Genomic DNA, 18801 nt, shown 5'->3' with positions numbered 1-18801 from the left:
AAGAGGTTCTAATTGAATTACTCGTTCACATAGAAACGGAGAGAACAAATATGTATGGATTAACGAGAGACTTCGTACGTAATGGCGGGACATTTATGACTTTGGAAAAAGTGAACGGGCTTCGTATGGATGAACTCAGCAGGGTACAGCTTGGTATGTTATCCTCGAATCCAATTCCTCGTATGCTGCCTTTATACATAAGGGAGATCGATCAGAATGTAACGCTGCAGTATGACATTTCCGGTTACAAGATGCTGTCACAGACGTTAAAGTCGGGCCGGATCCGTCTGCAGGTACTGTACCACCTTTTATACCAATTGGTCGATGCTCTTGTGGAGTGCAGACCGTACATGCTGGAATCGCGGAATGTATGGATGCATGAGGAATACATTTTCATTCAGGGGACGATGGAGCAGGGAGAACTTGGTTTGGTTTATGTGCCCATGATGGATGAACGGCAGGAGGATCTTACTCCGCAATTATTCCGTAATATGGTGACAAGGCTTATGGCCTATGTTCAGGAACTGCAGGGGGAGGGCATACAACGTCTGCTGCAGCTTTGTAATGACGAGCAGTGGGATATTAAGCAGCTGCATGAACTTTTGCTGGAGCTATCTGCCGGAAACGCAGTATATTCAGGAGCCGGGGATCATTTGAAAACGAGAGGTGAAGTCAGCTTGAAGTTAAATACAGCTGTTCCGGAACAGCTGCAGTATAATCAGCGTCAACCATTGATCAAGCTGGATTCCGAGATCGACGAGACGGACCTTCGTGCGAATACCTTTTTACAAAAGAGAACAGCGGGACAATCTTTATTGGGCAGCCCCGGATATGCAAATCTGATACAAAACTCTGCACAGGAAAAGCCCCCTACGTTTGTTTATACGGAGCAGGAAAATGGTGGCAATGAAGAAGAAAATATTTCGGCATCCGGTTCTTCCCATACAACATATGTCTGGCTCGGCTGCATGGTTGCCATCGCATTAATATGGCGATTCATCTACATGGAACAGCCAGGCCAGAACGAACTGATTCTGTCCGTATCGCTAAGTCTGGGGCTGATTGCAGTGGCGAGCTGGATATGGAAAAGGACGGGCAGGCCGCGTAATCGTAATGAATCCGGCGTTCATAAATTATTTTCTATACCGGTCTTGGGTGGGAAAAGAGATAAGCAGACTGAAGCTGACGAGGAAATGTATCAGGAGAGCTGGCGTTGGAATGCTGCTGACAGCAAGTCTAAAGAAGGCAAGAGTAAGACCATTGAAAATTTCGAGGAGTCTTTGACAGTTAGCTCCGTATACAAGGATTCAGCCCCTTCTCATTTTGGCAGCCGTGGTATTAGAAACTTAAAGCCATTGAATACAACTCGCGAGGAGGGGGCTGATCCAATGCATACCCGCAAAAAGGGTGGGGAGAGTGTTATGACTTCTGATCTGGATCACACAGGTCCTGCTGCAGAAGCAACAGTCAACCTGCAGCAGCTGGCTGCAAAGGGTTTGGAGGATGAACGTGCTCATGAGCCAAAGTATTATTTGGAACGAACTTTAAAAAAAGGAGAACGGAGCGAACGTGTAGAGGTGAAGGGAGCATCCTTTGTCATTGGGAGAGCATCAGATATGGTTCAGTGTGTAGACAGCTCGACAGGTGTGTCCCGAGCTCATGTGGAATTGAGCCAAAGCCAGTCCGGTTATGTCATCAAAGATCTGGGCTCAGTCAATGGAACAATGCTTCAGGGCGAACTGCTGGCACCTTATAAAGAATATCCATTGACGGATGGGGATACGTTCATCCTGGCTGATTCAGTCTACATTTATCGGGCAGCAGGATGAACTGTATTGTGCCGCTCACACTGTTAATGGTGTGGGTGTGAAGGCATTGAAAATGGCACGATGGTGCAGTCGCTTAATCAGACAAGCCGCGATGTTTCAGGTCTTCCAGCGCTTGAGTCAACGTAGGAAAGGTGAATTGAAAGCCGTGGTCCAGCGCTTTTTGAGGAATAACGCGCTGCCCTTGAAGCAGGACAACCGACAATTCACCAACGACTGCCTTGATCAGGAAGCCGGGTACAGGGAACCAGTGTGGACGATGATAAACTTTGCCTACTGTACGACCGAATTCATCATTGGTTACCGGATTGGGCGAAGAGGCGTTTACCGGACCCGAGATTTCTTTGTTATGAATGGTAAAGTCGATTAATCGGACGATATCCATAATGTGAATCCAGCTGGTCCACTGCTTGCCGCTGCCGATTTTACCGCCGAATCCCAGCATGTATGGAAGCTTCATTAACGGGAATGCGCCTTTTTTATGACCCAAAACGAGACTGACACGGATTTTGACCAGTCTTACATCCTGAATGGCATCAGCGGCAATCTCCCATTGTTCCGAAACCCGGGAAGGGAAATTCATGGATTTTTGCGGACTGCTCTCATCAAAGGTTTCATCAGGGGAAGTTCCGTAGATCGCCATGGCTGATGCCTGAACTACCACCTCGGGCTTTTGCTTCAGCGTTTCCACCAGCCGGGCAACCCGCGCCACTGTTGTAACCCTGGATTCGACAATCTCCAGCTTGGCTTTGGTAGTCCAGCGCTGATTCAGGGTTTCACCCGCAAGATTCACCAGCGCATCAAAACCTTCCAATTCATGCGGCATTTCTTCAAGCTGCTCCCAGGATATATATGTAAGGTTTTTACTCGGATTATGCATGTCAGGCAGTTTACGAGTGATTACTTTCACATGATGTCCGGCCTGCAGCCAGTAATCGACAAGAGCGCCCCCTACAAATCCGGTTCCTCCGCAAATGGCAATTTTCATATTGAACATCCTCTCTAATGGGTCAAAAAGCCCCGCAGGGTAAGTTGAATGTGCGAAGAAGGCTTACCAGGCGGAGCTAATATGTGTTTAATTTAACCAAAATGGTGGCCCTTCTAACGAAGCTGGACTGTTTTATTTCCCAACCAGTTCATACTGTATAATACATCGAATGATTATTTCATCAAGTGGCGATAGGGAGTGTAGTCGATTTTGTTTTTCTCCAGGAACTTCACCAGGAATTTGTTATCCCGCTTGGGTGTTGCAATGATATACCCCTTAATGCAGTGATCTCTGGAGACTTCAGATGCATTATCCTCCACTGCAATTTTCCCGATCTCGGCAGCAATGGAATGTTTGGCAATGTCGCGAAAAGGGCCCGGCACAGGCTCAACAAGCTGATCGAGGAAAGCCTTGGCTTCATCTGTCCACAGATGACGGCTCGTCTCCACCCAATAGTTCTGCCAATCCAGTTTTGACTTTCCATCGGCCTTAGGGAGTACCTTAAGGAATTTACGCATCATAAAAAATCCACCTATACACATGCTGCCAAGCAGCACAAAGGTCCAGAAAGCGATCGTATTCATAAACCAGTTGCTGGGAGAACTGTTCGTTAAAAGCTGGGTGTAGGCATTAGAAATCATTACGGAGTCACCTCGGTTTATTGATTTTTACGGCATCCTGAAAATGCCGTCCCATGTTTGGCAATCAGCTGCCAAAAAAAGCCTCTCATCCGAATTATAGCTCATTTCTAGATTTATTTCGATAATCGCGTTATGATAAGGGATAATTCAGAAAAAGGGGGATAAATGATGCTGAAAATTGGCTCCCACGTGTCCTTTTCGGACAAGGGATTATTGAGTGCAGCGAAGGAAGCGTCCTCGTACGGATCCACTTCGTTTATGATATATACGGGTGCACCGCAGAATACACGCCGCAAGCCTATTGAATCGATGTTTATCGAGGAAGGCAAGCTGGCCATGCAGGCAGGCGGATTCGAGGAAATTGTCGTCCACGCGCCTTACATCATTAATCTGGGTTCTTACAAGGACAGCACCTACAGACTGGCTGTGGATTTCCTTCAGGAGGAAATTCGCCGTACACATGCCATTGGTGTGAAAAACATTGTGCTGCATCCGGGTGCATTTACGGACAAGGATGCACATTACGGTATTGAGCGCATTGCGCAGGGGTTAAATGAAGTGCTGGATGGCATTCAGGAAACAGATGTGAACATTGCGCTGGAAACGATGGCAGGTAAAGGGACCGAAATGGGACGCAGTTTTGAAGAAATTGCACAGATCATAGAGAAGGTAACACATAACGAGCGTCTGACTGTGTGTATGGATACATGTCACATTCATGATGCGGGTTATGATATCGTCAATGATCTGGACGGTGTACTGGATCAGTTTGATCGTACAGTCGGGCTTGAACGTATTGCCGTCATGCATATTAACGACAGTAAAAACGCTGCAGGTGCGCGCAAAGACCGTCACACACCGATTGGTTCTGGCTGGATCGGTTTCGAAGCGATTAATCGCATTGTAAATCATGAAAAATTAAGCGATCGTCCATTCATTCTGGAGACGCCTTGGATTGGTAAGGATGCCAAAACCCAGCGTCCAATGTATGAAATCGAAATTGCGCTGCTGCGTGGGGATGTAGAAGGCCGATTCGGTCAGGAGTTCCTGAACGAGGTGGAACAGCTGCAGCACTTCTTCAAAGGGAAGGAACTGGATTCCCGTGCTTATGTGCTTGATGTATGGACACTGCTCAAAAATGATGCCAAAGCCAAAAAAGCCGATCCGCGTGAACCGCTGGAACGCTTGTATGACATGGTCATTGAAGCGGAGCTGTTCCCTAATCTGAATGAAGAACAAATTAATCACCGTTTGATTGCTTGGCTTGCAGGGTAACCCCTGCAGGCCCGGCTTGATATACCTTGCAAGTCTGGTTGGCCTAAATTGAAGGAGGAAGATTAACCTGATGGAGATTCATGCTAAACAAAAACGACCTGAAGATCTGAATCGTGCCAATCGAGCACGTATGCTCATTTCCTGTCCGGATGGCCCGGGAATTGTTGCAGCGGTATCGCACTTTTTGCACCAGCACGGTGCTAACATTGTACAGTCTGACCAATATACAATGGACCCGGCAGGCGGCATGTTCTTTATGCGGATCGAATTTGATCTTCCGCAGCTGGAGAGCAATCTGGCAGAGCTCGAAGCAGACTTTGCTGAAGTCGCAGCGCGATTCAAAATGGAATGGTCGCTTTCGGCGGTCAGCCGCAAAAAAAGACTGGCTATCTTTGTATCGAAAGAGGATCACTGTCTGGTAGAGCTGCTGTGGCAGTGGCAGGCTGGTGATCTGGATGCCGATATTGCGCTTGTCGTCAGCAACCATCTGGACATGAAGGATTATGTGGAGTCGTTTGGTATCCCGTACCATCATATTCCGGTTACGGCGGATACGAAAAAAGAAGCGGAGCAGCGTCAGCTTGAAGTGATCGGCAGTGATGTTGATGTGATTATTCTCGCACGTTATATGCAGATCATTTCTCCGATGTTCATTGAACATTATCGCAACCGTATTATCAATATTCATCATTCGTTCCTGCCTGCTTTTGTCGGCGGTAAACCGTACGCTCAGGCCTATAACCGCGGTGTGAAGATCATTGGGGCAACGGCGCATTATGTAACCGAAGAGCTGGATGGAGGTCCAATTATCGAGCAGGACGTGCAGCGTGTAAGCCATGGGGATGACGTGACGGAATTGAAACGGATTGGACGTACCATTGAGCGTGTTGTTCTTGCACGTGCTGTGAAATGGCATGTAGAGGACCGTGTACTTGTTCATGAAAATAAAACGGTTGTGTTTTAAATTGACGCTTTAATACTGTGCAAGGTTGATCCGTAACCTCGCAAGAGAATGATAAACAATCAAGCCCAAAAAGCGGCGCTGGTTCACTGATGAACCGGATGCCGCTTTTTGGCCTGCACATATTTTCCGCACAGACCAAGCACTGCACCAAACAGCAGATGACCAGCTGCCCAGTATAGGATGGCCCCCATGTCATTCAGGTCTGGAACACGCGGAGATAACGGCGACAAGGGAATGTACAGAAGGGAGGAAACGCCACCGAGTATGATTCCCCGGCAGATGGGGTGGCCGGAACGTTTAATCCACCACATATAAAAAACACCGATGGCAGCAGAAACAGCAAGGTGCAGGGCGAATTCGATCCATTCCGGCAGGCGGGGAGGAAGACCCGGCATAAAATCAATATTAAGCAGCAGGGTATACACGTTTTCACCGGTTAATGCCTGTACAGCTTTGAGAAAGAAGCCCAGAACAAATCCGCTGACGAATCCGGTTACGATCCCGGATAACCAGGGTAATGATGATTTTGATGCATTCGACGGGTGCTGCGCTGTATCTGACATAATAGGGGCCCTCCCTGGGAATAAACGTTAAAAGTATGCTGTGGCTGATTTACTGTTATAAATCGAAAGAAGCCGTAAAGAAGCCCTGAGCGTTTCATTCTATTTGAAAATAAACCACCTGCATTGTTTCTGAATCGAGCAGTGGGGATCACGTACAAATTTCGCTTTTCCTGCTGCAAAGGGTATGGATTTTGAGTTAAAGGTTATACTTCATCCGATGGATTAGCAAGGTTCACCCAGGAATCAGCACAATTTTCCGTAACTTTCTAAAAGAAGGTTATGGAAAAGCTTCACGCCAAGTGATACAATACAAAAGTGAATAAGTCAAAATGAAACATTCAAGCGGATTCACTTATTGTTTATGCGGTTTGCTTGTATGATGAGAGGGACTCGCTTGCGCACCCGACTTATCTAAAGACATGAGGAGGACAAACCATGACTGACAAGAACGAAGCGATTCAAAAGGACGAGAACACTACAATCGACAACCTGTCGATTACAACCGTACGTACTTTGGCGATTGATGCAATTGAGAAGGCAAACTCCGGACACCCGGGTATGCCGATGGGCTCTGCTCCAATGGGGTACCAGCTTTTTGCAAAAACGATGACTCATAACCCGGACCACCCGACTTGGATTAACCGGGACCGCTTTGTGCTGTCCGCAGGACATGGCTCCATGCTTCTGTACAGCTTGCTGCACCTGAGCGGCTACGATCTTCCGATGGAAGAATTGAAGCAATTCCGTCAATGGGGAAGCAAAACTCCGGGTCACCCGGAATTCGGACATACAGCTGGTGTTGATGCAACTACCGGACCACTGGGGCAAGGTATTGCAATGGCAGTTGGTATGGCGATGGCTGAAGCTCAGCTGGGCGCAACTTACAACAAAGATCAATTCAACGTTGTTGATCACTACACATATGCAATCTGCGGTGATGGAGACCTGATGGAAGGCGTATCCCATGAATCTGCTTCCCTGGCTGGACGTCTGGGCCTTGGCAAACTGATCATGCTGTTTGATTCCAACGACATTACGCTGGATGGCAAACTGGATCTGTCTTCTTCCGAAAGCATTGCAAAACGCTTTGACGCATATGGCTGGCAGGTGCTGCGCGTTGAAGACGGTAACGATCTGCCTGCAATTGAAAAAGCAATCAAAGAAGGTCAAGCGGACACATCGCGTCCTACATTGATCGAAGTGAAAACCGTTATTGGTTACGGCAGCCCGAACAAACAAGGTAAAGGCGGCCACGGCGGTACTCACGGATCTCCACTAGGTGCAGAAGAAGCTAAACTGACCAAAGAATATTATAAATGGGTATACGAAGAAAACTTCCACGTACCGGCTGAAGTACGCGATCACTTTGCTCAAGTAAAAGAAAAAGGTATCGCTGCAAACAAAGCTTGGGACGAGCAGTTTGCTGAGTACAAAAAAGCATACCCTGAACTGGCTGCTCAGTTCGAAACAGCAATTAACGGCGACCTTCCAGAGGGCTGGGATCGTGATCTGCCTAAATATGCAGCAGCGGACAAAGCGTTGTCTACGCGTGTAGCATCCGGTAACGCATTGAACGGTCTGGCGCACAACGTGCCTCATTTGACAGGTGGTTCAGCTGACCTGGAAAGCTCCACAATGACTCACTTGAACAACCTGACCAACTTCTCTCCAGAAGACTACGCCGGACGTAACATCTACTTCGGTATCCGTGAGTTTGGTATGGCTGGAGCGATGAACGGTATGGCGCTGCACAGCGGTGTGAAAGTATTCGGCGGTACGTTCTTCGTATTTACCGACTACCTGCGCCCAGCTGTTCGTCTGGCTGCCCTGATGAGCCTGCCAGTGACGTATGTCCTGACTCACGACAGTATCGCTGTTGGTGAAGATGGACCTACGCACGAACCAATCGAGCAATTGGCATCCCTGCGCATCATCCCGAATCTGACGGTAATTCGTCCGGCTGACGGTAACGAGACTTCAGCAGCTTGGGCTTACGCGCTTGAGAACAAGAGCAACCCGGTTGCCTTAGTGCTGACTCGTCAAAACTTGCCGATCCTTGAAGGGACGGTAGAAGGTGCGCGTGAGAACGTAAAACGTGGTGCTTACGTGGTGTCCGATGCCAAAGACGGCAAACCGGCAGCACAAATCATTGCTACAGGTTCTGAAGTGCAGCTGGCTGTTAAAGCTCAAGCAGCACTTGCTGAGCAGGGCATTCAAGTTCGCGTTATCAGCATGCCAAGCTGGGATCTGTTCGAGAAACAAGACAAAGCTTACAAAGAGTCCGTTCTTCTTCCGGATGTTAAAGCTCGTCTTGCGATCGAAATGGCTCACCCGATGGGCTGGGAAAAATATGTTGGAGATCAAGGCGACATTCTCGGAATCAGCACATTTGGTGCTTCCGCGCCTGGCGACCGTGTAATCCAGGAGTATGGCTTTACTGTGGATAACGTAGTTAGCCGCGTAAAAGCACTGCTGTAAAAGCTGTGCTTCAAGAGTTCATATAAGGTATAGCTTTACAGATGCTGTCATGGGCGGAACGGCTTACGGCGGTTCAGGCTCATGACAGTTGTTATTTCCGCAGTATTAGGGCAGCATGTCGCCCTAAGCTGTATTGCCTATTGTTTTCATTAACTTCAGGGGAGCGGGTACGCATGTCACAATTTGATCAAGTCAGTGTAGTGAAAGAGGCCAACATTTATTATGATGGTCAGGTAACCAGCAGAACAGTTATTTTGGGAGATGGCAGCAAAGTGACGCTGGGCATCATGCTTCCAGGGAGTTATGAATTCGGTACGGACTCCCGTGAAATCATGGAGATTCTATCTGGAGACCTGAGAGTACTGCTTCCTGGTAAAGAAGAGTGGCAGGAGATTCAAGGCCAAGCGACATTCCACGTGCCTGCCGAATCCAAATTCAAACTGGAGATACGCAGCGTTACCGACTACGTCTGCTCGTACCCGGCGGAATAACACAAGAAGGGGAACCTGAACCGCGGCCCTGCGGATTCGGTTTGCCCTTTTTGCTTCTTGACTGTTAACGACGAAGTTCGTGCTGCGAGCTTGTCAGCCCGGTGGATTTGAAGTATCCTTAGGCTAAGTTGTTTAGTATCGAAACCGGAAATATTATACCGATATCAGGAGGTTTTTGAGATCATGGCAAAAAAAGTGACATTTGACTATAGCACAGCATTGCAATTTGTGAATCAGCACGAAGTAGATTATTTCGCTGAACCAATCCGTTTGGCTCACGAGCAGCTTCACAACGGTACAGGAACAGGTTCCGACTATCTGGGATGGATCGACCTGCCAACAGCGTACGATAAAGAAGAATTTGCCCGCATTCAAAAAGCGGCTGCCAAAATCCAAAGCGATTCCGAAGTGCTGATCGTTATTGGTATCGGCGGATCTTACCTGGGTGCACGCGCCGCAATCGAAATGCTGACACACTCCTTCTACAACAATTTGCCAAAAGACAAACGCAAAACACCTGAGATCTATTTTGCAGGTAACAACATCAGCTCCACGTACGTAACACATTTGCTTGATCTGGTAGAAGGAAAAGACTTCTCCGTAAATGTCATCTCCAAATCCGGTACAACAACGGAACCGGCTATTGCATTCCGTATTTTCCGTGCAGCTCTGGAGAAAAAATACGGTAAAGAGGAAGCTCGCAAACGCATCTATGCAACAACAGACAAAGAGCGCGGAGCACTCAAAAAACTGGCGAATGAAGAAGGTTATGAATCGTTCATCATTCCGGATGATGTTGGCGGACGTTATTCCGTACTTACAGCTGTAGGTTTGCTGCCAATCGCAACAGCAGGCATTAACATCGAAGAGATGATGCAGGGCGCGGCTGACGCTTCCAAAGAGTACAGCAACCCGAATGTTGCTGAGAACGAAGCTTATCAATACGCTGCGGTTCGTAACGCACTTTATCGCAAAGGCAAAGGCACAGAAATCCTTGTAAACTACGAGCCGTCCCTGCACTTTGTATCCGAGTGGTGGAAACAGCTCTTTGGTGAAAGTGAAGGTAAAGATTACAAAGGTATCTATCCTGCATCCGTGGATTTCTCCACAGACCTGCACTCTATGGGTCAATTCATTCAGGAAGGCAGCCGGAACATCTTCGAAACCGTTATTCAAGTTGCTGAAGTATCGGAGCATATCTCCATTGAAGCAGATGCAGACGATCTGGATGGCCTGAACTTCCTGGAAGGCAAAACGATGGATTTTGTTAACAAAAAAGCATTCCAAGGAACGCTCCTCGCACATACCGATGGCCAAGTTCCAAATCTGATTGTGAACATTCCAGATATGACTCCATATTCGTTCGGATATCTGGTATACTTCTTTGAAAAAGCATGCGGCATCAGCGGATATCTGCTGGGTGTGAATCCATTTGACCAGCCGGGCGTGGAAGCATACAAGAAAAACATGTTTGCACTGCTGGGCAAACCAGGCTTTGAAGAAGAGAAAGCAGCGCTTGAAGCGAGACTTTCCGAATAATTCAACGCTCTGCTCATATAGTTAAATAAAGATTGTTAAGTCCATCCGGGAATCGTTGCTGTGCAGGATTTCGTTTCCCGGATGTCATTAACCAGGGCAGTTCATCCGCTTCACGCGGGGAACTGCTTTCTTGTAAAATGGATGATTTACGGATAGTTGAGCTTCAGGAAAATAAGGAAACAACGAAGGTTGGCGTCAGAAGATGTACAGAAAGTTGGATTAAACATGATGGAACGTTACCGTACGGTTCGGGGATCGGGACAGCTGGAGATCGTGATCAAAAAGTCACGCTTTATCGGTCATATTATGCCGGTCACAACCGAGCAGGAAGCGATTGCTTTTATTGATGATATCAAGAAAAAACATTGGAATGCGACACATAACTGCTCTGCGTATATGATTGGCGAGCGGGATGAGATTCAGAAGCAGTCGGATGACGGGGAACCAAGCGGTACCGCGGGTAAACCCATTCTTGAAGTGATCAAGAATCAGCAATTAAAGAATGTAGCGATTGTAGTCACACGTTACTTTGGGGGAATCATGCTTGGGGCAGGCGGACTTATCCGTGCATATACGGATGGAGCTGTGGCAGCCATTGAAGCAGGAGAAGCCATTACCAAGCTGCTGCATCGTGAAGTATTTGTAGAGCTGGATTATACATGGCTTGGGAAAGTGGAAAACGAGTTAAGAAGCCGGGAAGTGCGTACAGGTGAAACGGCTTTCACCGATAAGGTTACGTTAACTTGTCTTCCGCCGGATAGTGAAACCGAGGCATTTATTGCCTGGATCACGGATTTGACGCAAGGGCAATCCCGGATCACGGAGGGACAGCGGCTTTATTTTATTGAAGGGGAATAAAATATATGGCTAGAAGAGCAGTCGAACAGGAGTTGTCGAGGGAGCGGATACTGGAGGCGGCGAGGCATCTTTTTATTACCAAAGGATACCGTGCCATATCGATGCGAAGCATCGGCCAGCATCTGGGCTATAGTCATGGGTCGCTGTATTATCATTTCAAGGAAAAAGCAGAGCTGTTCTATGCAATTGTGGTAGAGGACTTCAACCACTTGGGGCATCTGCTGCTGCAGGCTATGGTCAGGCCGGTTGCAGGCGGCGTGAGCAAGGTCGAGCATATTTTGATGGAGTTTATTCGGTTTGGTCTGGAGAACCCGTATCAATATGAGATTATGTTTATGATTCGGGACGAGGAATTGTTGTCCTATTGCCGTACCGAGCAGGGAAGGTGTTTCGAACTGTTTGCGTCAATTATCCGCCAGTACATGAAAGAAGAAGGCTGTGCCGAAGAGGATATACAGCATGTGCCGCGCACTTTGTTTCTGGCTATGCACGGATTCATATCGTATTATATTCAAGACCGTTTAACGTTCGCGGAGATCGAATCCTCTGCGCTGTCTCATGTTAAAGTGTTGTGCCGTAACTTGGGCCAGCAGCCTGGCGTGCAGTAACTGCCGCTTTCGCTTGCGCCCCTACACTTCAGGGCGGTGATTTGTCATAACATTAATTCTTTATAACGTTATCTTGCGAAAGTTATTCACTTTACACGCAGAAGACGAAGACAGGCGATTCCAAACCCCGTTACAGGGTGGATCGCCTGTTTGTGTTTTCATTTTTTTGGAAGTTTTATCTAAATCCCATCTAACCCTGCATAATCTTGATAAAATACTCCCGTTCACGCGGTCCATCGAACTCGCAGAAATAAATACCCTGCCATCGTCCCAGCAGCAGTCTGCCTTCATGAATGATGACAGTCTGTGAGGGGCCGCTGGTAATCGACTTGAGATGAGAAGCTGTATTGCCTTCGGCATGACGATACTCAGGATGCTCCCAAGGGTAGACCTCGTCCAGGCGTAACAATACATCATGTTTTACATCAGGGTCTGCATTTTCATTAATGGCAATTCCGGCTGTCGTATGGGGACAGTAGATGAGCACGGTACCGTTTTGCACGCCGCTGCTCAGCACAACTTGTTTGACATCCCGTGTAATTTCTTTCATTTCGTCTCTGGCTGAGGTGGACAGGCTTTGTTTAAATAACATCTTTACTCACTCCTTGGCGTTGTAATAGCTTCCCGGCTTTAACTCTATAGATTGTAACTTAACTTCATTAAACGAAACAAATCCGGGTGAATTACAGGCATGCATAAACAGGTCAAATGAAAGAAGAGGACAGACAAATGTTTAACTGGATTGAACCGATTTTCGATGAATCGAATGCAGCGAATACGCCTGCTGATATGCATCTGGCTTTTTGATCAGCACATAAAATAGTTCGAATAAAAGCATTGACGATCAGCACTGTAAACTGGTAAAGTATCAGATAAGCAAAAAAACCAAGTAGACTAATGGGAATAATAATAAAGTAAACTTATCCAACTTAGGAAAATGTCGTATGATGTCAGGTAGACTGCCGACCGGAGCCGAAGCCGGAGGCTGGGAGGGAACACAGCAATGAACACCGTTCTTCGTCATAAAGGATGGACTTGGGGATTTCGCAGTACCGTATTGTTATATTTTATCGTACTTATTGTGCTTCCGATTATTGGGGTGTACGTCAATTCCTTCTCCGAAGGATGGAGCAATTTCGCCGAGAGTATCATGGACCCGATCGCATGGAAGGCAGTACTGTTAACGGTCCGTCTAGCTGTAGTGGCGGCGCTCATTAATGTAATTCTGGGTACGATGATTGCTTGGGTGTTAACGAGATATCGCTTCTTTGGCAGATCATTTCTCAACAGTCTGGTTGATCTTCCTTTTGCACTGCCAACAGCCGTTGGCGGTCTGATGATTATGCTGCTGCTTGGTCCCGTGAGTGCTGTCGGGAAACTGGCTGCATCGATGGGCTTCGAGATTGTATTTCATCAGCCTGCCATTATCATCGCGATGACCTTTGTCACGTTTCCTTTTGTCATTCGGGCCGTCCAGCCTCTGCTTGAGGAAATTGATCCTTCCGAAGAAGAAGCATCGTACACGATGGGAGCTTCCAGAGCTCGTACCTTCATGCAGGTTATTCTGCCTTCTATGGCTCCAGGAATGATCAGCGGCGGGATGCTCGCATTTTCCAGGGCACTTGCTGAATTCGGAGCTGTGGTACTTGTTGCAGGCAATATTCCGGGCAGAACGCTGACCGCTTCTGTCTTTATCTACGGTGAGATTGAAAGTGATAACCCGACCGGGGCGGCGGCGGTATCCGTACTGCTGCTGACACTCTCCTTCCTGATCCTCTGGCTGATTAATCTGGTACAGATGCGGGGGAGAAAACGATGAGGAAATGGTTAATCGGACTGACGTTTGTAGTGTTTACGCTGCTGCTCATTATTCCGCTCGGTCGTATTCTGATTGGAGCATTTGAGGACGGCGCAGGAGGCTTTGTGGAAGGCATTATGCGTCCTGAGGCGCTGCACGCCCTAATGATGACAGGGCTGGTCGTTCTGGCGGTTACGCTTCTGAATACGCTGTTTGGCATCATGATGGCGATCTATCTGGTTCGTGCGGGCTGGCTGAGTGACCGGGTGAAGGGACTGCTGAACAGCATTGTGGACCTGCCTTATGCGGTATCGCCGGTTATTGGTGGTTTGATGATCGTACTGCTGCTCGGACCAAACAGCATCATGGGAGGTTTTTTTGAAGGTATCGGATTTAATGTGGTCTATGCTTTCCCGGGCATGGTCATTGCCACGTTATTCGTTACATTCCCGCTGATGGTGAGGGAGGTCATGCCTGTCCTGCAGGAGCTGGGTTCGCAGCAGGAAGAGGCGGCTTCTACACTCGGAGCCTATGGCTGGAGAACGTTCTGGAGTGTAACGTGGCCTTCCATCCGCTGGGCGGTGGTCTATGGTCTGGTACTGACGGTCGCGCGCTCACTGGGAGAATTCGGAGCCGTATTGGTTGTATCGGGTAACATTATGAATAAAACGCAGACGGCAACAACACTGGTATATCAAGACGTAGAAAACTTCAATGTGTCGGCAGCGAACGGTGTGGCATTGGTGCTGGTAACCTTCTCCGTGGGACTGCTGCTCCTGATGGAATGGGCCAAGAAGCGAAAGGAAGTGCATTGAGATGCATGTAGAAGTCCGTGATCTGAACAAACATTTCGGTGATTTTCATGCGGTAAAAGATGTCTCATTCGATATTGCCAAAGGTCATCTGATCGGTCTGCTTGGACCCAGTGGGGGCGGGAAAACGTCGATTCTGCGTATGCTCGCAGGATTGGAAAGCCCGGGCTCGGGCGAAATCCGTTTCCACGGAAAGGTCGTAAATCATCTGCCACCGCAGGAGCGGGGCATCGGGTTTGTGTTTCAAAACTATGCGCTGTTCAAACATATGAGCGTATTTGATAATATTGCGTTTGGTCTCAAGGTAAAAAAAACACCCAAAGCCCAGATTCGTGACCGCGTGATGGAACTGGTTGAACTGACCGGGCTGAAAGGTTTTGAACAGCGTTATCCGCACCAACTATCAGGCGGCCAGCGCCAGCGTGTAGCCTTTGCCAGAGCGCTTGCGCCTGAGCCGCAGCTGCTGCTGCTGGATGAACCATTTGCCGCCATTGACGCGAAGATTCGTCAGGAACTGCGTTCATGGCTGCGTGAGCTGATCGAACGTGTAGGCATTACGTCCATCTTTGTTACGCATGATCAGGATGAAGCGATTGAAGTAGCAGACGAGATTATGATTATCAGCCAAGGTCGCCTAGAGCAGAAGGGAACCCCTTGGGATATATACAAAAATCCACAGACTCCATTTGTAGCGACCTTTATTGGTGAGTCTACGGTGGTGGAGGATGCTTCTCAGCTGAAAGGCTTTGAACATGCGGTGCAGGGTGGCAGTACACGTGCGCTGATCAGACCGGAGTACATCGAGATCGGATTGAAAAACGAATTTACCATGCTCTCTGCTACGGAAAAAGGGATCGTGAAGCATCTTCATTTCCGCGGCAGTGAATGGATGGTTGAAGTAGAGGTGGAGGGCCACAAGCTCATTACCTATCGTTCTCTGGAGAAGACGACGCTGGAAATTGGTCAAACGATTCGTGTGCTTGTGCACCGGGCTTATCTGTTTAACGATTCAGAGAGCTGGGTTGTGGAGAATCGGCTGAAGGAAGATCCGATGCCGGTCATGATCTAGAGCCTATTCTATATAAGGAAAAAGCAGAAACGAAAGAAGGAGCAGCCATGCAGACGAGCAAAATTAAAAAGAAAACGATCCCTTTATACATGATCCTGATGCTTGTGCTCGTCTGTGTGACTGCCGGATGCAGCAGCAAGCAGGCGGACCCGGCCTCGGTTACGACCGGCGATTCTTCCCAAACACTGGTCATTGGTGCGTATAGTGTGGCCAAAGATGCGGTAGGTGAACTGCTGCCGAGGTTCCAGAAGGAGTGGGAGGCAAAGACGGGGCAGACGATTAACTTCCAAGAGTCTTATGAGGCTTCAGGAACACAGGCCAGAGCGATTGTTGGCGGGTTTGAAGCGGATGTAGCTCTGCTTGCGATGGAAAGTGATATTGATAAGCTGGTGAAGGCCAAGCTGGTCACTGTGGATTGGAAACAGACCCCGAATGCGGGCATGATTACCCGTTCAATTGTTGTTTTGGGTACAAGAGCGGACAATCCGAAGGGCATCAAGGATTTCGAGGACTTAACCAGACCGGGTGTTAAGGTATTATATCCTAACCCGAAAACATCCGGCGGCGCACAGTGGGATATTAATGCCATCTACGGTGCGGGATTGAAGCTGTCGGAGGAGAAAGAGGGCAGGAAAGACCCTGCCGCAGCCAAGGCATTTCTGGAACAGGTACACCAGAACGTCGAATCTCTCGATAAGAGCGGCCGTTCTTCCATGGCTGCATTTGAGTATGGTGTAGGTGACGTCATCGTAACGTATGAAAATGAACTGCTTGCCCGGATTGCAAAAGGGGTAGATTATGACATTGTGGTGCCGAAAAATACGATTCTGATCGAAAATCCCGCAGTGGTGGTAGACAAATACGCGGACAAACATGGGAATCGGGAGCTGGCAGAAGCGTTTATCGCTTATCTGCGAACACCCGAAGCGCAGCGCATTTTTGCTAAGCACGGCTTTCGTTCTGTCGATCCCGATGTGTTCGCTGAGACCAAAGATGCCTTTCCGACACCAGCAGGTCTGTTCGATATCAACTATCTGGGCGGATGGGATGAGGTGCGTAAGACACTCTACTCCAAACGGGGAGTCTGGTATCAGGTGCTGGCGGGGCTGTAACCGCTGCTCTCCAGGTTAATCTGTCATCGGGGTGTTCTGTGTAAGGGATATTAGCTCAGCTAATATAGGAATATGAGCCTTCATTTTGCGGTATGGCGAGATGGAGGTTTTTTACTGCGAAAAGGGTATAATAGGAAGTATACTTAATGCACATCATGGCATAATCGTAATTGGAGAAAGGCGTGACAGGAATGAGTACAGAGATCAAATTATCCCAAAGTACCGCAATTCGACTGGAGCAGGCTCGGGGCAAGGGCATGCCGGAAGCGGATATTCTAAAGGCCATTCAAGCTAAAGACGCGGCAGCATTTGATGCCGTATCAGAAGAGCACTATCGGTATGATACATTTTTCTCCTATGCGGATGAGCATGGTGAAGATCTGGAAGGGGCGCTGCGGAACGGGTATCGAATCACATTTAATACCCGCGGCGGACTCGGCATTTGGCTGGAGAAAGCATTTAATCTGCAAGCAGAGAAGGATTTTACGGTGGGTGAAGGTATCGTCACCGGTTTGCAGCTGACTGCAGCACAGGCAGAGGTGCTGGAGAAGCGTCTGGCTTGGAACTGGGTTATTACGGATTCCAAAGAAGTTCCTGCAGGACGGGAACTGACTTTGAAGCTGCGCGCGCTGGTGTGAGCGGGTGCATCAGGCAAGATCATATCTGACCTGGAGGTGTTCAGGTCAGACGAGAGACTTTCCCGAAAGGCGGTGATGAGCCGGGACGGGGGAGTCTTTTTTTTGCAAAAACGGAGGTAGGAGATTAAAATTTACATAGAATATTTGGACTGAGCTGAATCGGCTTCAGGGATCGGGAGGGGAATGCGGAATGAATCAGCTCACATTTTTGGGCACAGGAGATTCGATGGGCGTTCCACGTGTGTATTGCGATTGCGAGATATGTACGGAGGCCAGGCTGACGGGTGATAATCGACGGAAACGTTCATCTGTCCTGATTCACGGGGGGAGTGGCGTTCGAGATCGGCAAGATGATGAGGTATTTATGATCGACTGCGGACCAGACTGGCGTTCTCAGATGGAAGATCTGGGAATGAGGATGGTGCATACGCTGCTGATTACGCATGCGCATTTTGATCATATCGGTGGTCTGCCGGAGTGGGCGGATGCGTGCCGCTGGTTAGGAGTGAAGGGGAAGCTGTATGCACCGCGTGAGGTGATCGTCACGATTCAGGGACAGTTTCCTTGGCTCGTTCGTCATATGGATTTTCACGAAACGGATAACGGAATTGAACTCGGCGGATGGAAGATTCGCTCTTGGAAAGTGTGTCATGGACATAACGGATTTTCGTATGCTTATCGACTGGATCGTGAGGGGTATGCGTGGGCATACTGTTCGGATGCTATCGATTTGAAAGAAGATGAGAAGCAGCTGCTCTATGGATTGGATATGTTAGTACTGGGCACGAGCTTTGTGCATGAATTGGCGGAGTTCTCGACGCGTTCGGTGTATGATATGCAGGAGGCTCAGGAGCTTTTGCGAGAGCTGCAGCCGGGGCGCACCTTTTTTACACATATGTCACATGATGTAGATGTAAGGAAGGACTATGGACTGGATCAAAGCATTACAACAGCACGTGCAGGTATGACGGTGAAGCTGCGTTAGAAAAAATTTATAAGAAGAGCGTATCCTTTAGAGGAGGTTCTTCGTTTACATAATGAACATCTAAAAATTATATAAGTTGAACAAATCAGGGGATAGCAGCTGCTCTTCAGGGTATTCTGTCATCGGAGTGGGCTGTGTAAAATCGTTCGTTTAACT

General features: G+C 48.3%; 18 protein-coding genes. 14 read left to right on the top strand and 4 right to left on the bottom strand.

Annotation, left to right across the window (positions count from 1 at the left end; all coding sequences use genetic code 11):
• The first annotated feature begins 50 nt into the window (after positions 1-50).
• Positions 51-1829 carry a DUF6382 domain-containing protein gene (locus ABXS70_RS19155; protein WP_342554736.1) on the top strand — a complete coding sequence of 593 codons (1779 nt, stop codon included), beginning with the start codon at positions 51-53 and terminating at the stop codon, positions 1827-1829.
• A gap of 73 nt (positions 1830-1902) precedes the next feature.
• Here ABXS70_RS19155 and ABXS70_RS19150 read toward each other — a convergent pair whose 3' ends face one another.
• Together ABXS70_RS19150 and ABXS70_RS19145 are read right to left on the bottom strand one after the other, a co-directional pair.
• Positions 1903-2814 carry a TIGR01777 family oxidoreductase gene (locus ABXS70_RS19150; RefSeq protein ID WP_342554737.1) on the bottom strand — a complete coding sequence of 304 codons (912 nt, stop codon included), beginning with the start codon at positions 2812-2814 and terminating at the stop codon, positions 1903-1905.
• A gap of 173 nt (positions 2815-2987) precedes the next feature.
• Positions 2988-3455 (bottom strand): DUF2621 domain-containing protein, encoded by a 468-nt coding sequence (locus ABXS70_RS19145; protein WP_342554738.1) that lies wholly within the window; start codon positions 3453-3455, stop codon positions 2988-2990.
• A gap of 168 nt (positions 3456-3623) precedes the next feature.
• On the opposite strand from ABXS70_RS19145, the gene ABXS70_RS19140 reads away from it, so the two are divergent.
• Positions 3624-4730 carry a deoxyribonuclease IV gene (locus ABXS70_RS19140; RefSeq protein WP_342556268.1) on the top strand — a complete coding sequence of 369 codons (1107 nt, stop codon included), beginning with the start codon at positions 3624-3626 and terminating at the stop codon, positions 4728-4730.
• Positions 4731-4800: 70 nt separating this feature from the next.
• Entirely contained in the window at positions 4801-5694 is an 894-nt protein-coding gene (gene purU / locus ABXS70_RS19135; protein WP_342554739.1) for a formyltetrahydrofolate deformylase, read from the top strand.
• A gap of 83 nt (positions 5695-5777) precedes the next feature.
• Here the strand turns inward: purU and ABXS70_RS19130 are convergent, their stop codons facing one another.
• Positions 5778-6257, bottom strand: a complete 480-nt coding sequence (locus ABXS70_RS19130; protein ID WP_342554740.1) for a hypothetical protein — start codon at positions 6255-6257, stop codon at positions 5778-5780.
• Positions 6258-6692: 435 nt separating this feature from the next.
• Here ABXS70_RS19130 and tkt point away from each other — a divergent pair, with 435 nt between their 5' ends.
• From tkt to ABXS70_RS19105, 5 genes are all read left to right on the top strand, one after another.
• On the top strand, positions 6693-8735 hold the full coding sequence (gene tkt / locus ABXS70_RS19125; protein ID WP_366290043.1) for a transketolase: 2043 nt from the start codon (positions 6693-6695) through the stop codon (positions 8733-8735).
• A 173-nt stretch (positions 8736-8908) separates the two neighbouring features.
• A complete protein-coding gene (locus ABXS70_RS19120; RefSeq protein ID WP_342554742.1) occupies positions 8909-9226 on the top strand; it encodes a pyrimidine/purine nucleoside phosphorylase in 318 nt (105 codons plus the stop codon).
• A gap of 183 nt (positions 9227-9409) precedes the next feature.
• A complete protein-coding gene (locus tag ABXS70_RS19115) occupies positions 9410-10765 on the top strand; it encodes a glucose-6-phosphate isomerase (protein WP_090918059.1) in 1356 nt (451 codons plus the stop codon).
• A gap of 225 nt (positions 10766-10990) precedes the next feature.
• On the top strand, positions 10991-11623 hold the full coding sequence (locus ABXS70_RS19110) for a YigZ family protein (RefSeq protein WP_342556269.1): 633 nt from the start codon (positions 10991-10993) through the stop codon (positions 11621-11623).
• A 5-nt stretch (positions 11624-11628) separates the two neighbouring features.
• Complete coding sequence (locus tag ABXS70_RS19105) at positions 11629-12231, top strand: TetR/AcrR family transcriptional regulator (RefSeq protein ID WP_342554743.1); 603 nt, start codon at positions 11629-11631, stop codon at positions 12229-12231.
• A gap of 190 nt (positions 12232-12421) precedes the next feature.
• Here the strand turns inward: ABXS70_RS19105 and ABXS70_RS19100 are convergent, their stop codons facing one another.
• A complete protein-coding gene (locus ABXS70_RS19100; protein WP_366290038.1) occupies positions 12422-12823 on the bottom strand; it encodes a secondary thiamine-phosphate synthase enzyme YjbQ in 402 nt (133 codons plus the stop codon).
• Between the two features lie 411 nt (positions 12824-13234).
• On the opposite strand from ABXS70_RS19100, the gene cysT reads away from it, so the two are divergent.
• From cysT to ABXS70_RS19070, 6 genes are all read left to right on the top strand, one after another.
• Entirely contained in the window at positions 13235-14050 is an 816-nt protein-coding gene (cysT, locus tag ABXS70_RS19095) for a sulfate ABC transporter permease subunit CysT (protein ID WP_342554745.1), read from the top strand.
• Entirely contained in the window at positions 14047-14844 is a 798-nt protein-coding gene (locus ABXS70_RS19090) for a sulfate ABC transporter permease subunit (RefSeq protein WP_342554746.1), read from the top strand. Before cysT ends, ABXS70_RS19090 begins: the two co-directional genes overlap by 4 nt.
• A 1-nt stretch (position 14845) precedes the next feature.
• On the top strand, positions 14846-15910 hold the full coding sequence (gene cysA, locus ABXS70_RS19085; protein WP_342554747.1) for a sulfate ABC transporter ATP-binding protein: 1065 nt from the start codon (positions 14846-14848) through the stop codon (positions 15908-15910).
• Between the two features lie 47 nt (positions 15911-15957).
• Entirely contained in the window at positions 15958-17022 is a 1065-nt protein-coding gene (locus tag ABXS70_RS19080; protein WP_342554748.1) for a sulfate ABC transporter substrate-binding protein, read from the top strand.
• Between the two features lie 191 nt (positions 17023-17213).
• The gene (locus ABXS70_RS19075; RefSeq protein WP_342554749.1) at positions 17214-17660 is read left to right on the top strand and encodes a hypothetical protein; all 447 of its coding nucleotides are present in this window, start codon (positions 17214-17216) and stop codon (positions 17658-17660) included.
• A 190-nt stretch (positions 17661-17850) separates the two neighbouring features.
• Complete coding sequence (locus ABXS70_RS19070; RefSeq protein ID WP_366290032.1) at positions 17851-18645, top strand: MBL fold metallo-hydrolase; 795 nt, start codon at positions 17851-17853, stop codon at positions 18643-18645.
• Positions 18646-18801 lie beyond the last annotated feature (156 nt).

This window comes from Paenibacillus sp. AN1007, assembly GCF_040702995.1.
Taxonomy (GTDB): domain Bacteria; phylum Bacillota; class Bacilli; order Paenibacillales; family Paenibacillaceae; genus Paenibacillus.
The sequence above is the reverse complement of the archived record's forward strand: the minus strand, read 5'-3'. Positions and strand labels throughout refer to the sequence as shown.

Bases quoted from the DNA above. Each gene is read 5' to 3' on its own strand.
- ABXS70_RS19155 (WP_342554736.1), top strand. From the start codon at position 51: ATGTATGGATTAACGAGAGACTTCGTACGTAATGGCGGGACATTTATG.
- ABXS70_RS19150 (WP_342554737.1), bottom strand. From the start codon at position 2,814: ATGAAAATTGCCATTTGCGGAGGAACCGGATTTGTAGGGGGCGCTCTT.
- ABXS70_RS19145 (WP_342554738.1), bottom strand. From the start codon at position 3,455: ATGATTTCTAATGCCTACACCCAGCTTTTAACGAACAGTTCTCCCAGC.
- ABXS70_RS19140 (WP_342556268.1), top strand. From the start codon at position 3,624: ATGCTGAAAATTGGCTCCCACGTGTCCTTTTCGGACAAGGGATTATTG.
- purU (WP_342554739.1), top strand. From the start codon at position 4,801: ATGGAGATTCATGCTAAACAAAAACGACCTGAAGATCTGAATCGTGCC.
- ABXS70_RS19130 (WP_342554740.1), bottom strand. From the start codon at position 6,257: ATGTCAGATACAGCGCAGCACCCGTCGAATGCATCAAAATCATCATTA.
- tkt (WP_366290043.1), top strand. From the start codon at position 6,693: ATGACTGACAAGAACGAAGCGATTCAAAAGGACGAGAACACTACAATC.
- ABXS70_RS19120 (WP_342554742.1), top strand. From the start codon at position 8,909: ATGTCACAATTTGATCAAGTCAGTGTAGTGAAAGAGGCCAACATTTAT.
- ABXS70_RS19115 (WP_090918059.1), top strand. From the start codon at position 9,410: ATGGCAAAAAAAGTGACATTTGACTATAGCACAGCATTGCAATTTGTG.
- ABXS70_RS19110 (WP_342556269.1), top strand. From the start codon at position 10,991: ATGATGGAACGTTACCGTACGGTTCGGGGATCGGGACAGCTGGAGATC.
- ABXS70_RS19105 (WP_342554743.1), top strand. From the start codon at position 11,629: ATGGCTAGAAGAGCAGTCGAACAGGAGTTGTCGAGGGAGCGGATACTG.
- ABXS70_RS19100 (WP_366290038.1), bottom strand. From the start codon at position 12,823: ATGTTATTTAAACAAAGCCTGTCCACCTCAGCCAGAGACGAAATGAAA.
- cysT (WP_342554745.1), top strand. From the start codon at position 13,235: ATGAACACCGTTCTTCGTCATAAAGGATGGACTTGGGGATTTCGCAGT.
- ABXS70_RS19090 (WP_342554746.1), top strand. From the start codon at position 14,047: ATGAGGAAATGGTTAATCGGACTGACGTTTGTAGTGTTTACGCTGCTG.
- cysA (WP_342554747.1), top strand. From the start codon at position 14,846: ATGCATGTAGAAGTCCGTGATCTGAACAAACATTTCGGTGATTTTCAT.
- ABXS70_RS19080 (WP_342554748.1), top strand. From the start codon at position 15,958: ATGCAGACGAGCAAAATTAAAAAGAAAACGATCCCTTTATACATGATC.
- ABXS70_RS19075 (WP_342554749.1), top strand. From the start codon at position 17,214: ATGAGTACAGAGATCAAATTATCCCAAAGTACCGCAATTCGACTGGAG.
- ABXS70_RS19070 (WP_366290032.1), top strand. From the start codon at position 17,851: ATGAATCAGCTCACATTTTTGGGCACAGGAGATTCGATGGGCGTTCCA.